This window comes from Pseudomonas sp. MNR3A, from assembly GCF_009650575.1.
GTDB classification, from domain to species: domain Bacteria; phylum Pseudomonadota; class Gammaproteobacteria; order Pseudomonadales; family Pseudomonadaceae; genus Aquipseudomonas; species Aquipseudomonas machongensis.
In genome coordinates this window covers 1-13,787 of record NZ_VZZS01000005.1, presented here as the reverse complement: position 1 = coordinate 13,787, position 13,787 = coordinate 1, and the positions used below count along the sequence as shown (strand labels likewise).

Annotated in this window: 8 protein-coding genes; all 8 read right to left on the bottom strand. The window is 66.9% G+C overall.

Annotated features, from left to right (window positions below; translation table 11 throughout):
* Positions 1 to 152 precede the first annotated feature (152 nt).
* The 8 genes from F6X62_RS03535 to F6X62_RS03500 all read right to left on the bottom strand — a co-directional run bounded on the left by F6X62_RS03535 (position 153) and on the right by F6X62_RS03500 (position 13,736).
* A complete protein-coding gene (locus F6X62_RS03535; RefSeq protein WP_153772707.1) occupies positions 153 to 2,600 on the bottom strand; it encodes a TonB-dependent siderophore receptor in 2,448 nt (815 codons plus the stop codon).
* A 90-nt stretch (positions 2,601 to 2,690) separates the two neighbouring features.
* On the bottom strand, positions 2,691 to 4,946 hold the full coding sequence (locus F6X62_RS03530) for a TonB-dependent receptor (protein ID WP_063545207.1): 2,256 nt from the start codon (positions 4,944 to 4,946) through the stop codon (positions 2,691 to 2,693).
* A gap of 384 nt (positions 4,947 to 5,330) precedes the next feature.
* Positions 5,331 to 6,389 (bottom strand): ABC transporter substrate-binding protein, encoded by a 1,059-nt coding sequence (locus F6X62_RS03525; RefSeq protein WP_054891493.1) that lies wholly within the window; start codon positions 6,387 to 6,389, stop codon positions 5,331 to 5,333.
* Complete coding sequence (locus F6X62_RS03520) at positions 6,386 to 7,453, bottom strand: ABC transporter substrate-binding protein (protein WP_063545205.1); 1,068 nt, start codon at positions 7,451 to 7,453, stop codon at positions 6,386 to 6,388. The genes F6X62_RS03525 and F6X62_RS03520 overlap by 4 nt, the downstream gene beginning before the upstream one ends.
* Positions 7,454 to 7,473: 20 nt before the next feature.
* Positions 7,474 to 8,622 (bottom strand): LLM class flavin-dependent oxidoreductase, encoded by a 1,149-nt coding sequence (locus F6X62_RS03515; RefSeq protein WP_153772706.1) that lies wholly within the window; start codon positions 8,620 to 8,622, stop codon positions 7,474 to 7,476.
* Between the two features lie 207 nt (positions 8,623 to 8,829).
* The gene (locus F6X62_RS03510) at positions 8,830 to 10,674 is read right to left on the bottom strand and encodes an ABC transporter ATP-binding protein (RefSeq protein ID WP_153772705.1); all 1,845 of its coding nucleotides are present in this window, start codon (positions 10,672 to 10,674) and stop codon (positions 8,830 to 8,832) included.
* A complete protein-coding gene (locus tag F6X62_RS03505) occupies positions 10,667 to 12,442 on the bottom strand; it encodes an ABC transporter ATP-binding protein (protein ID WP_153772704.1) in 1,776 nt (591 codons plus the stop codon). The genes F6X62_RS03510 and F6X62_RS03505 overlap by 8 nt, the downstream gene beginning before the upstream one ends.
* 70 nt (positions 12,443 to 12,512) lie before the next feature.
* On the bottom strand, positions 12,513 to 13,736 hold the full coding sequence (locus F6X62_RS03500; protein WP_153772703.1) for an acyl-CoA dehydrogenase family protein: 1,224 nt from the start codon (positions 13,734 to 13,736) through the stop codon (positions 12,513 to 12,515).
* Positions 13,737 to 13,787: the final 51 nt, after the last annotated feature.

The window sequence follows — 13,787 nt, the reverse complement described above, 5'->3', positions numbered from 1 at the left end:
GCCTTGAGTGATCGGTGATACGGGGATATCGCAAGACCTGTGCCAGTGTGCCGAGCCCCGTGTTTTCGGGGCTCGGCCATGGGCGCTGATGATGACGCAGCAGTACGCTGCTGCTGGGGCAGCAGTCGATCAGCAGTGGGGCGCGCGCCGATTCAGAAGTCGTAACTCAGGCTGGTGTAGTAGAACGCCCCCTGTGCGCCCTCGGGGCTGGTGATCGAATACTTCGGCACACCATACAGCTGCGCGCCTTCGAGCTTGTCCGGGTGGCTGTCGAACAGATTGATCGCACCGACCGACAGGGTCAGCCCCAGGTCAAGGCGGTACGACACGTCCAGGTCGGTCACCCACTGCGGGCTGAACGTCTGGTCCAGCGTCGGGTTGCTGGCGTTCAGGCTCTTCCATTCACCATAGCGACGCTGGGCCAGGGTGATGCTCCAGCCGTCGTACAGCCAGTTGGCGCTCAGGGTCAGCTTGTCCTTGGGCGTGCCGTCTTCGATCAGGCCCTGGGTGTTGCGACCGATGATCTGGTTGCCGGGAATGCCGCCGACACTGTCCAGCCCGGTGATGCGGGTATTGTTGCGCGCATAGCCACCGTTGAGGTTGACCCGGCCCCAGGCACCCAGGTCCAGGTCGTAGTGCCCGGCCAGCTCGATGCCATCGGTGCGGGTGTCGGCGATGTTGCTGTAGAACGCAGCGCTCTGGATATTGGCGTAGGGCGTACCGGCGAAGATCGGCGAGACCACCGAGGCCGGCAACTGGTCCGACAGGGTGATGCGGTTGTCGATGTCGATGCGGTAGGCATCGAGGGTCAGCGAGGCGTTGGGCAGCGGGCGCCAGACCAGCCCCACGGAGAAGTTGGTCGACTCCTCGGGCTTGAGCGCCTTGCCCCCGAGCAGCTGTGCCTCGGGGCTGTCGGCACGCAGGGTGCGTTGCTGCACCTCGACCCAGTTGCCGCTGCCAGGCGGCTGTTCGACGACTTGTACGCTGAACGACGACAGCCCGCTCTGCACCAGGGACGGTGCTCGATAACCGGTGCTGGCGCTGGCCCGCGCGGCGATCTGCGGCGTGAAGTCATAGCGTAGCGACAGCTTGCCGTTGGTGGTGTCACCGAAGTCCGAATAATGCTCGCTGCGCACGGCCAGTCCGGCCTGGAATTTCTCGGTGATCTGCCCTTCGAGGTCGAAGTAGGCGCCGATCACCCGACGATCCAGCGAAGCGGCATCGACCTGGGTGATCCCCGAGTAGTAGCCCGGCAGGCGGCGGCCGGTGATCGGGTCGAGGGTGTTGAACAGCGGGCCGTTGGACCAGCCGGCGGCGTCGCCTGCAGTGAGCTCGTAGTTCTCCTTGCGCCAGGCCAGGCCTGCAGAGACCGTCAGCGGCTTGAACAGCAGGTCCGTGGCGAAATCGCGGGTCCAGTCCAGGGTCAGGTTGGTCTGGTCGGCTTCACGTCGGCCGGTATAGATGGTCGACGGGCTGGCCGCGCCCCAGCTGGGGTTGATGGCGTCGCGGTCGGTGGAGTCGAGGCGGTTGTTGCCGTAGTTCAAGGCCAGGTCGAAGTTGCCCAGGGTGGCGTCTTCGAAGCGCAGGCCACCGGTGGCCGCGTAGTCCTCCAGGCCGTAGCGAGTGATCGGCAGGCGACCATCGGGGTAGCGGGCCAGGGCTGTGCTGCCGTAGTTGTTGCGCAAAGTGGTGGGCGGGTCGAAGAAACCCTCGGCATCGGTGTTCTTGTGCGCGTAGCTGGCAAAGCCGTAGGCCGTCAGCCCGGCGCCGAGGCCGGTCTCGGCGTTGGCCGTGAAATTGTACTGATCGGACACATTGCCTGAGCCCCAACGCCAGTTACGGTAGCGGTTGTTCTGCTCGCGCGGCGTGTTGATGCTGGTGTCGCCGGGGTAGAAGATCCGGTTGTCATCGCGGGTGTCGCTGGCCGGGTCCTGGCTGCCGGCATCGAAGGCCAGGGTGAGGAAACCATCGTTGGGCAGGGCAAAGCCTTTCCAGCCGCTGAGCTTGCGCTGCAGGCCGTCGCCCTTGTCGTAACCGCCGAAGCGATAGCCGATGTTGCCGCCGTCGTCGCGTTCCTTGAGCACGATGTTGATCACCCCGGCGATGGCGTCCGAGCCGTACTGGGCGGCGGCGCCATCGCGCAGGATCTCGACCCGCTCGATAGCGCTCAGCGGGATCAGGCTCAGGTCCACGGCGGCGGCGCCACGGCCATTGACCAGGCCCTGGCGGGTGACGTTGGCGCTGGTATGGCGGCGTTTGCCGTTGACCAGCACCAGCACCTGGTCGGAGGCCAGCCCGCGCAGCGAGGCGCCTTGGGCGATGGAGCCGGCGAAGGCACCCTGGGGCGATTGCGGGAAGCTGAACGACGGCGACAACGCGGTCAGCGCGCCAGACAGGTCGCTGGCGCCGGTCTCGCGCAGTTTCTCGCCGCTGAGCACGTCGACCGGGGCGGCGCTTTGCAGGGCGGTCACATCGCTTCTATGGGTGCCGACCACGACCACGGTGTCGAGTCGGTCGTTGGGTTCGGCAGCGAAAGCGGGCACGGCGAAGCCGGCGATGGCCACGGCGATGGCGCGTGCCAAGGGGGTGTGGTGGGGCATCTGGGGTTCCTGCTGGAAGTGTGTGTTGGTTGTGCTGACCCTATCGCTTGTGGGAGCGGGCTTGCCCGCGATAGGGCCCGCAAGAGCGACCTAGAACCGGCTGGTGACACTAAGCCCAACGGTGCGCGGATCGCCGTAGGTGATCACGTACTGCCCGGCGGTGCCGTTGGGCCGGCCGTGCACCTGGTAGCGGCGGTCGGTGAGGTTGTTGACGAAGCCGGTGACGCTGAGCTTGTCGTCGGCGCTGAACCAGCTCAGGCGCGCGTTGGCCAGGGTGTAGTGGGGCTGGCTGAGGGTTTCGTCGGCGCCGCTGCTCTGGCGGTCGGCCAGGAAATATTCCTTGTCGCGAAAGCTCACGTCGCCGCCGGCCACCACGCGCCCTGGCACATCCAGGGGCAGGGTGTAATCGGCGCCCAGCGAGACCACGTTGCGTGGCGAACGCACGAAGCTGTTGCCGCTGTAGTCGGCGGTCACCGCGCCAGTGGCGGGGTTGACGTTCTTGAAGTCGGTGTACTCGGTGTCCAGGAACGACAGCGCTGCGCGCAGGTGCAGGCGTTCGGTGGGCTGGCCCTCGATCTCCAGCTCCGCACCCTTGACCTTGCCCTTGGCGCCGTTGGTCAAGGCGGTGGTCAGCACGCCGTTGTTGACCGTCAGCAGGTTCACCTGGATATCCGAGTAGTCGTAGTAAAAGACGTTGGCGTTGACCGTCAGGCGCCGGTCGAACCACTCGGATTTCAGGCCCAGCTCGTAGGCGTCGAGCTCCTCCGGATCCACCGTGGTCAACTGCGCCAGGCTGGTGGACAGCCCGGTGTTGAAGCCACCAGAGCGGAAGCCATGGGCATAGCGGAAGAACACCCGCAGGTTGTCGTTGATGCGGTACTCGGGCGTGAGGTCGTAGGTCCAGGCTTCCCAGGTCTTGTCCTGCTGGCGATTGCCATTGCTGCCAGCGCCGGCGATGGGGATCAGCGGGCCATTGGCGGTGGCGCGGGTCAGTTGCACCAGGTCCAGGTCGATATCCTTTTTCTCCTGGGTCCAGCGCAGGCCGCCGGTCAGGCTGAAGGCATCGGTGAAGTCATAGGTGACGTTGCCGAACAGCGCATAGCTGTCGGTGCGGTGGTCGAAGTCCTGGTTGCGATAGGCGGTGCTGCCGACCTGGTTGGAGCCGGTGCCGTTGGGCGTCGGGCCAGGCGCGACGATACGCTGGGCCGAGCTGTCGAGGTTCTCGTGGAAATAATGCGCGCCGGCCAGCCAGTGCAGGGGACGGTCCTGCGGCGAGGCCAGGCGCAGCTCCTGCGACCACTGGCGATAGGCGTTGTCGGTGATCGAGGCACCGTTGACTTCATAGGGGGTGTAGTCGGCGTCGGTGGTGGAGCGGTTGCGGATGTAGTCGTAGGCGCTGATCGAGGTCAGGGTGTAGTCGCCCAGGTACCAGTTGAAGGTCAGCGAGGCGCCATCGTGGTCGAGGCGATAGTCCTCGTTGACGTTGAGCGAAATGTCGCGGCCATTGGGGCGCTGGTAGCCGACGTTGTAGTAACGGCCCACTGGCAGCGAGCCGTTGCTGCCATCGCCCTTGAACTGGCGACTGTGCAGCTTCAGCAGGGCATCCAGATCGGGGTTGAGCTGGGCGAGGAACTGCAGGCGAATGGCCTTCTTGTTCACGTCGCCATAGGTATTGCCATCGAAGTCGTTCTTCTGGAAGCCGTCGCGCTCCTCGGAATACAGCGACACCCGGCCGGCGAGCTTTTCATCCACCAGGGTGCCGCCCAGTGCACCGTTGAGGATGCGCTCGTTCTTGCTGCCGAAACCGACGGTGCCGTAGCCGTCGGTGTCGAAGGTCGGCTTCTTGGAAATGACGTTCACGGCGCCGGCCGTGGTGTTCTTGCCGTACAGCGTGCCCTGTGGCCCGCGCAGGATCTCGATGCGTTCCAGGTCGAACAGCGGCCCGCCGCCAGCAATGGGCGCGTTGAGGTAGACGTCGTCGGCATAGATGCCCACTGGATAGACCGTCGCCGCACCGGTGTCGCCGGTGCCCAGGCCACGGATGTACCAGCGTGGGCGGCCGTCGCCATCGGGGTTCTTGGCCGAGGCGTTGGGCACGAAGGTGGTGATGTCGCCCATCGAGCGAACGCCGTCGGCGGTGAGCTGGGTGCCCTTGATCGCCGAGACCGCGACGGGCACTTCCTGCAGCGTCTGTTCGCGGTGCTGGGCAGTGACGGTGACGGTTTCGAGGGCGGGTTCGGTTTTCTTTTCTTCGCTGGTTTCGGTGGCGGCGTAGGCCTGGTTGCCGGCACCGGCCAGCAGCAGGGCCAGGCCTATCTGGCGGGCCAGAGGATTGAGCTGGTGCATGTGGTTCTCCCCGTGTTTCAAGTGTTGTTGGGGAGGGGTAGAGCAGGGACTGTGCCAGTATCTGCAAGTGATTGTTTTATATTGATTTTCTTTGATTGAAAGAACGCTTTTCGGCGCGGTTGCGGGCGGGGCAGCAAGGGGCTGTTTGCGGGGTGCTGCTGGGGCAGCAATGGGGCGGGGGGATGTTGCTTGGGCAGCAGGTCGGCGTGGCCCTGGTAGGAGCGGGCTTGTCCCGCGAACACGGGCGTAGCCCGTGCCAGGCAGCGCGGTGTCTTTTTCGCGGGCAAGCCCGCTCCCACAGAGGGTGGGCTGGCCTTTAGATTTTGAACAAGACAGGCACAGCCCCCGGTGCTCAGGGCCGTTACGCCCTATGTGGACCTACGCTCAGACCGCCAGCCGCGACGTCGAGCCGATCACCTTCTCCAGCACACTGAAATCGATCCACTCGCGCACGTCGAAGCGCTGCGGGATGAACCCCCAGCGGTGGAGGAATTCGGTGAAGTCCTGCAGCGCCTCGATCGAGCGATTGTCCAGGGTGGTGCGCAATCGCCGGTGGGCATCCTCGCCATAGGCGGCTGCCACCCAGTACTCGCTGGTGTTCAGCTCACGGGCCAGAAAACGCCGGGTCTCCTCGGGGTTGGCCCAGGCCCATTGCTCGGTGCGCAGCACCGTATCGACCAGGGTCACGCTGGCGTCGAAATGCTCGTGCAGCAAGTGCGTATCGACCGTCAGGGTCCGCGCCGTGCCGTTGTTGCTGCGAATCAGCGGATCGGGATGGCTGCCAGTATCGACCACCACGCGCAGGCCGAACTCGTGGGCCAGGCTGACCGCGTGCGCACCCTTGAGGAAGATGGCGTCGATATCGCCGCGCAGCAGGCCGATCAGTTCGTTGTTGCGCCGACTGAAGCGGCTGGTGCCCAGGCTGACGGCGGAGCCGTGCAGGTGGTGTTTGGGGTCGTCGCTGTAGGTGCCGCCGTAGGGATAGTCGACCAGCTCGACATCGGCCACCGACAGGCCTTCGAGCTTGAGTGCGTTTTCCAGGCCGCGCAGGGCCTGGGCGCGGGTGAAGTCGATCTGCACGTTGGCCCATTTCGGCAGGCCGAAGCGGCGATTCTTCAGGTCGCGGATTGTGCGCACGCTGCTTTCTTCGGTGGTGAGAATCAGCTGGACCTCGTCGATCCACGACAGCCCCAACACCCGGGTCTGGACGCCGCTGGCATAGGCCCAGATCGCCGGGATGCTACCGCCGTGGCGCACCGAGTTCTGCAGGTGATGGTCGTAGTGGGCTTCGCGCACCTCCCGTTCGCTGGACTCGCGCAGTGATTGGATATTGGTGCCGAACGGTTGAAACGCCTGGGCCAGGCGTCCGGACTGCACGGCGATGCCGAGCCCGGTGGGCACCGGGCTGTGGGTGTACCAGAGGGTTTCCAGTGGCTTGCTCATAGGGCGACGGAGGTCCTTTCCATGGCAGGGGTGTTGGCCAGCAACGCGTCCAGTGGGCCGCGGTCGATCCAGTCGCTGACCGTGAAACTGGCGGGGATGAAGCGCCAGCGCTTGAGGAAGTGGACGAAGTCCTGCAGGGCGGCGAGGGCCTGCTCGTCCAGGGCTGTACGCAGGCGCAGGTGGGCATCGTTGCCATAGGCGACGCTGACCCAGTACTCGCTGCTGTTGGTTTCGCGGGCCAGGTAGCGGCGGGTTTCGTCAGGGTGTCGCTGGGCCCAGTCTTCGGCGCGCAACACGGCGGCGAGGATCGTACGGGCGACCTGCGGATGCTGGGCGAGCAGGTGGCTGTCCACCGCCAGGGTGCGCGGGGTGCCGTTATTGCTGCGCACCAGCGGGTCGGGATGGGCACCGGTGTCGATCACCGTGTGCAGGCCAAAGGCATGGGCCAACTGTACGGCGCTGGCACCCTTGAGGAAGATCGCGTCGACCTCGCCACGCAGTAGCCCGGCCAACTCCAGATTGCGTCCGGCCGTCTGGGTGGTGGAGACCGGCGTGCCGGCCACGTTACGCACCGGGCGGTCGCTGAAGGTGCCGTCGTAGCGGTAGTTGACCAACTGCACATCCCCCACCTGCAGGCCCTCGAGGCGCAAGGCGTTTTCCAGCCCGCGCAGGGCCTGGGCGCGGGTGAAGTCGATCTGTGCCGCGGCCCAGTCGGGCAGGCCGAAGCGCCGCCCGGCAAGGTCCTTGACCGTGCGGATGCCACTGCCCGGAAGGCTCAGGATCAACTGCGCCTCGTCTGCCCACGACAGGCCGATCACGCGGGTTTCGCGACCTTGGGCGCGGGCCCAGATCGCTGGGATGCTGCCGCCATGGCGCACCGAGTTGCGCAGGCTGTGGTCGAAGTGCGATTCGCGCACGGCCTGGTCGTCGGCTTCGCGCAGCGACTGGACCTGGGTGCCGAGGGCAGACAGGTCGGCCTGCAGCCAGCCTTGCTGGACGGCGATGCCAAGCCCGGTGGGAACCGGACAGCGGGTGTACCAGAGGGTGTCGAGGGGATGGCTCATGGTGGGGTCTCTGCAAGGATTCAGGCGCGGGCCTTGAAAGGGGTGGAGGCCGGTTGCTGCACCAGCGGCAGCACTTCCTGGCCGATGCGCAGCGCCTCTTCAAGGTGCGGGTTGGCGGCCAGGATGAAGGTGGAGAAACCGGCATCGCGGTATTCGGCCAGGCGTTCTGCAATGTTCTGGTGGCTGCCGACCAGGCCTACGGTCGGGCCGGGCTTGGCCTTGGCGAAACCGGCCCAGAGGTTGCGGGCCAGGATCAACTCGTCGAAGCCTTCCAGGTGCTGGTGATAAGCGGCCTGGCGTGCGCCGCCGACAGAATCGGAGCCGGTGATGAAGCGTTTCGCCGTGCTGCTGGCCGTGCCCTCCAGGCGCTCGAACTGCTGGCGCAGCTCGCGCCAGGCCTGGTCTTCGGTCTCGCGGGCGAACAGGTCGACACGCAGGCCGAAGCGCACACTGCGCCCTTGCTTGTCGGCCAGTTCGCGAACCCGCTCAAGGTGCGGCTTGAGCTTGTCGATCGGCTCGGCCCAGTTCAGGTACACGTCGGCGTGACGCGCGGCGACCTCCAGTGCCGCGTCGGAGAACCCGGAGAAATACACCCCCGGCTTGCGCTCGTGCTGCAGGCCCGGTGGCAGGCTGCCGTGCTCCAGGCGGTAGATGTCACCCTGGTAGGAGAAGCTGTCGTTGGCCCACAGGCCCTGGATCACGTCGAGGAATTCGCCAGTGCGCTTGTAGCGCAGGTCGTGCTCGAGGAAGTCGCCATTGGCGCGCTGGCTGGCGGGATTGCCGCCGGTGATGATGTTCCAGTCCAGCCGCCCACCGCTGAGGTTCTGCAGGATCGCAGCCTGTTGCGCAGCGTAGGCGGGCAGGGTCCAGGTGGCCTGGAAGGCGATCAGGAAGCGAATGCGTCGGGTCTCGCGCGCCAATGCCGCCGCCGCGATCCACGGCTCCGGCCCCGTGGGCAGCAGCGCCCCTTCGAAACCGGCCAGTTCGGCGGCCTTGGCCACCTGGGCGATGTAGTCGATGTAGCTGAAACCGTCGGCCTCGCCACTGTGCAGGCGCCCCGGCGCGATGTTGCCGGGGCGGTGCCGGGGGGCGCCACGGTTGTGGCGGTCGGTGGACAACTGCGGGCCGTCGGTGCCCAGCGGCAGGCGCCAGAAGAATTCGGTGGACATGGGGGCTCCTGTGAGCAATGAGCGAATGGATGCAGCGGTGCAACGGCTGTGCCATTGCCGCGGCGCACCCCGGGGGGCGCGGGCTCTGGCGATGCGAGGGGCGCGGGGTGCGTCTGTGGCAACACCCCGCCAGCAATGGTTGCTGGGGGAGCAGCAGGGCGCTGCGGTGCGCCGTTGCCATCCCCCGAGGGTCCTGCACGTGCGACTTCAGGGTTGCGAGGTTGTTTCGAGCGCTGCGGCGCTGCGCATGTAGGCGTCATGCAGCGCTGTATAAGCGCCATCCAGGGCCAGCAACTGCCCGTGCGATCCGTGCTCCACAACCCGTCCATGGCGCACCACGGCAATCCGGTCGGCATCGCGGATGGTCGCCAGGCGGTGGGCGATGACGATCGCCGTACGCCCTTCGCACAGGCGTCGTAGCGCTCGCTGGATGCGCCGCTCGGTATGTACATCCACCGCCGAAGTGGCTTCGTCCAGCACCAGTACTGCTGGGTCCGCCAGGTAGGCCCGCACCAGGCACACCAGTTGGCGCTGGCCATGGCTCAGGTGTGAGCCCAATGCGCCGACTTCGGTGTGGTATTGCTGCGCCAGGCGCTCCAGCACCTCGTCAGCGCCCAGCTCGCGCGCCGCAGCAATCAGCTGGGCGTCATCAGCCTGCGGTGCGGCCAGGCGCAGGTTGTCGAGAATGCTGCCGCTGAACAGTACGTTGTCCTGCAGCACCACCCCGACATTGCGCCGCAGGTCGTGCTGCGACAGGTGGCGCAGGTCGATGCCGTCCAGCTTCACCGCGCCAGCGTGCACGTCGTAGAAGCGCGTCAGCAACTGCACCAGGGTGCTCTTGCCATGCCCGGAGGGGCCGACGATGGCCAGCACCTGGCCTGCGGGCACGTGCAGGTCCAGGCGGTCGATCACCGGCCTTGTGGCCTGGGGGTGATAGGCGAATTCGACCTGCTCGAAATCCACTTGCCCGCGCGCGCGGCCCAGCGCCCGAGGGCGCTGCGGGTCGAGCAGTTGCGGGCGGGTGTCGAGCAGCAGAAAGATTCGCTGGGCCGAGGCGGAGCCTGTGGCGTAGCGTTCGAACAGATCCGACAGCTCCTGCAGCGGGCCGAGGAACAGGAACACATAGAACAGACTCTCGGCGACCTGGCCGACGCTGACCGTGCCTTGCGCCAGGCCATGGGCGCCGACCAGCAACAGCACGGCCATGCCGGCGGTGCTGAGCAGCGCGGTGAAGGGGGCGAACCAGCCTGCGCGCAAACTGCCGCGGATCAGCGCCTGGTTGAAGTCCTCCAGCAGGCGCCGGTAACGCTGTGCATTGGCCGTTTCCTGGCCGCACTGCTGGATCAGCCGCACGCCGTTGACGCTCTCGACCAGGTGCGCCGTGAAGCGGCTTCGTTGCTCGGCAACCCTTGCCCAGTTGCGCTGGGAGATGCGCTTGAAGCGCCAGGTCGCCAGCACCAGCAACGGCACCGTACCTGCCAGGCTGAAGAAGAAGCTTGGCTCGATGCGCCACAGCATCACCGAGGCCAGGCCGCAGCGCAGCAGGGCGCCGAGCAGCTCCGGCGGACCTTGTACCAGCAACGGTTCCAGGGCATCCACGTCACGGTCGGCGCGGGAGATGATGCGCCCGGCGCGGGTCTGGTCGAAGTAGCTCACCGACAGTGCCTGGACATGGCTGAACACCTTCACCCGCAGATCGTTCAGCACGCGGATCGCCGCGGAGCCTGCGATGAACTGCGACACCCCCGCGAGCAGGAAACGCACCAGCCAGCTGGCCGCCAGGGCCAGGCCCAGCCACAGCACCAGGCGTTCGTCCAGCAGCCAGTGGTCGCCGTCGTGGATCAGCCCACGGTCGAGCAGCTCGCGCACGAACCATGGCCGCAGAAACACGGTGAACACCAGCAGCAGCTCGATACCGATCACGGTCAGGATCGCGCTGCGGATCGGCCGCATCAGCGGCAGCAGGCGGTGCAGCATGCCGCGGTCCAGGGCCTGGCGGGCGAGGGTCTGTTCGATCTCGAGGTCGCTCGGGGTCTTGCGTGGCTCAGTCATGCTCGATCCCCAGCAGGTCGCGGTAATGGGCGTTGTGCGCGCTGAGTTCGGCGTGGCTGCCGCTGGCGGCGATACGGCCGTTGTCCAGCACCAGCACGCGGTCGGCGAGCAGCAGGGTGGAGAGGCGGCTGGTGATCAGCAGCAGGGTGGGGGCGTGGCCCTGATCGCCGCGCAGGCGGCGGATGTTGTCCAGTACCCGGCGCTCGGCGTGGGCGTCGAGGGCGCTGGTGGCGTCGTCCAGGCACAGGATATCCGGGGTGCCGAGCAGCGAGCGGGCCAGGCACAGGCGCTGGCGCTGGCCGCCGGAGAGCGTTACACCACGGTCGCCCAGCGGTGTATCCAGGCCATGGGGCAGACGCTCCAGGATGTCCTCTGCCGCAGCCAGTCGCAGGCCCTCGCGCAGTTGCTGGTCGCTGGCGTGGGGGGCTGCCAGTCGCAGGTTGGCCGCCAGGCTGTCGGAGAACAGGAAGCTTTCCTGGGGCAGCACCTGCACGCGACGACGCAGTTCTGCCAGGTCCAACCCACGCACATCCTGCCAGCCGTGGTGCTCGGAGCCGATCAGCACGGCACCGCCCTGAACATCGGCCAGGCGTGGCAACAGGCTCGCCAGCAGGCTTTTGCCGGTGCCGGTGGCGCCCACCAGCGCGACCACTTCGCCGGGCTGAAGGGTGAGCGAGCAGTCGTGCAGGATGTCACGTCCGCCGTTCGGCGCGCCGACCCGTACCTTCTCGAACTTCAGGCCCAACGGCCCTCGGGGCAAGGCCTGAGGGCCGCTGCTGATCGCTGGCGGTTCGTCGAGCAGTTGCCAGATGCGCTCGGCGCTGGCACGGGCGTCGGCAAAGGTCTGCATGACCCGGCCGATGCCCTCGATGCGAAATACCAAGGTCGTGGCCAGCAGCAGCGAGGTCACCAGCTCGCCGATTCCCAGCCGCCCGTTCGCCACCAGGTGAGCGCCATGGATTAACACCCAGGCGTGCCCCAGCGCCACCACCGCCTGCGGCAGGGGAATGCGCGAGGCGGCGTAGGCGAGGGCGGCACGGGCATGCCCGGAGAACACCGCCACCTGCGCGGCAAAGCGTTCGATGCGTGTCTGTTCCAGGCCGAAGGCCTTGATCACCCGCACGCCGCCGATACCTTCGGCGAGGTCCTGGCTGACCTGGTCATAGGCGGCACCTACGGCGCGGTCGAGGGTGACCAGGCGCTCGGTCTGTACCACGAACAACCACAGGCCGACACCGGTCAGCAGCAGCGGTACCAGGCCCAGCAGCGGGTCATACCAGGCCAGCAGGCCGACCACCGCCAGCACCACCAGGGGTGTTTCGACGATCTGCCGCCAGAAGGTGATCAGCGCATCGCGGACCTTGTCGGCATCGCGGGTGGTACGGGTCACCAGTTCGCCCATGCCGTGCTGCCAGTGGTAGCCCAGGTGCAGGGCCTGTACCTGTTCGAGGATGCGTTCGCGCAGGCGAGTGAGCAGCGCCTGGCTGAGCACCAGCGACAGTACGGCAGCCGCGTACTGCAGCAGGCCACGGCCGAGGGCGATGGCCAGCAACAGGCATAGCCAGTACCAGGCGACACTGGCGTCGAGGCTGCCGTCGGCCTGGCGAACCACGGCCTGACCGGCGCTGACGTCGTTGACGGCATGGCCGATCAGCCATTGCTGCCAGACCAGGCCGAGGTTGCCGGCGATGTAGAGCAGGGCGACCAGAAGAAAGCGCCAGGGCATCTCGCGGTAGATGGCCAGGGCGCGCAGCAGAGGGTGGGGCATACAGGTGTCCGAAGGGAGTGGATGTGCCGGCCACGGCACGGGCTTGCCCAGCGACGTGGCCGCTGCGGATTCAGCGGCGCGTCGCGCCCTGGGCCTCCTTGGCATTGAGAATGGCGGTGTACTCGCCGGGATCCGTGCCATTGAGGTAGTAATTGCCGACGTTGTGCAGGCGCCAGCGGATCGGATCGTGAGTGGTGTGCACCCGCGCGTTGCGCCAGAAGCGATCGAGGTTCCACTTGCTCAGGCTGGCGCTGGCACCCAGCAGCGAGAACAGGTCGCTGGCGATTTTCAGCGAGGCGCTGTCGGCATGGGCGCGGGCGGTGGCCACCGAGAGGATCAGTTCGTCCTGCAACGCCTTGTTCTCCGGGTCGCGCTCGTGTTCGTCGAACACTCGTGCAGCATCGCGCAGCACCGACTCTGCCCCGCGCAGGGCCACGGCGTATTCGCCAATCTGGCGGATCACATGGGGCTCGTCACTGGCCCGTTCGACGCCGCTTTCAACCCAGGCCCGGGCATGCTCGCGCAGGTAGGCGGTGGCCGCCTGCAGGGCGCCGGCGGCGATGCCGGTGTCGATGGCCGCGTGGAGGATCTGCGGGAAGGTCAGGCCGGTGCGCTTCATCGGCCCGTTACGGCGCGAGAGATAGCGCTCGTCGAGGACGATGTCTTCGAAGTTGACGGTGCCGCTGACCGAGTTCTGCTGACCGAAGGCGTCCCAATCGTCGATCAGTGTCAGGCCTGGCGTATCGCGCTGCAGCAGCACGCCGACGCCGCCGTCGTCGCTGGCGGCGGTCAGCGAGATCCACTCGGCCAGGTAGGCGCCGGTGGAGTAGAACTTGCTGCCGTTGAGCACCAGCTTGCCGTCCGCGCGGCGCTCGACGCGGGTCTTGAGGGCGAACTTGTTCTTGCCGCCGACCTCGGCCAGGGCATTGCCCAGGCGCTTTCCAGCCAGCAGGTCGGCGACCAGGCGATCGCGTACTTCATCCGGATAGCCACTGACGACGCCGCGCAGCATGACGTTGTGAATCTGCAGCAATTGGCCCACGCCACCGTCGGCGACCGAGATCAGGCGTACGGTTTCGACAAGGGTGGCGACGGAGGCACCGAGCCCGCCGAGTGCCGCAGGCACGCCGATGGCGGTGAGGCCGCTGCTGGACAGCAGCTCAGCCTGGCGGCGAGGGAGTTGGCCGTTGTTGCGTGGGTCGGCAGCGATGGCGGCGATTTCCTCGGCGACCTGGCGGGCGACTTCGATGGCCTCGGTTTCGCTGGTGAGGCGGCGGTGGGTGGGCGTTGTCATGGGGTTTCCTCGATGGGGGTCTGGGGGCCGCTGCGCAGCCCATCGCGGGAC

Excerpts from the sequence above, each read along its gene's own strand:
- F6X62_RS03505 (WP_153772704.1), bottom strand. The coding sequence starts at position 12,442 with ATGCCCCACCCTCTGCTGCGCGCCCTGGCCATCTACCGCGAGATGCCC.
- F6X62_RS03525 (WP_054891493.1), bottom strand. The coding sequence starts at position 6,389 with ATGAGCAAGCCACTGGAAACCCTCTGGTACACCCACAGCCCGGTGCCC.
- F6X62_RS03535 (WP_153772707.1), bottom strand. The coding sequence starts at position 2,600 with ATGCCCCACCACACCCCCTTGGCACGCGCCATCGCCGTGGCCATCGCC.
- F6X62_RS03500 (WP_153772703.1), bottom strand. The coding sequence starts at position 13,736 with ATGACAACGCCCACCCACCGCCGCCTCACCAGCGAAACCGAGGCCATC.
- F6X62_RS03520 (WP_063545205.1), bottom strand. The coding sequence starts at position 7,453 with ATGAGCCATCCCCTCGACACCCTCTGGTACACCCGCTGTCCGGTTCCC.
- F6X62_RS03510 (WP_153772705.1), bottom strand. The coding sequence starts at position 10,674 with ATGACTGAGCCACGCAAGACCCCGAGCGACCTCGAGATCGAACAGACC.
- F6X62_RS03530 (WP_063545207.1), bottom strand. The coding sequence starts at position 4,946 with ATGCACCAGCTCAATCCTCTGGCCCGCCAGATAGGCCTGGCCCTGCTG.
- F6X62_RS03515 (WP_153772706.1), bottom strand. The coding sequence starts at position 8,622 with ATGTCCACCGAATTCTTCTGGCGCCTGCCGCTGGGCACCGACGGCCCG.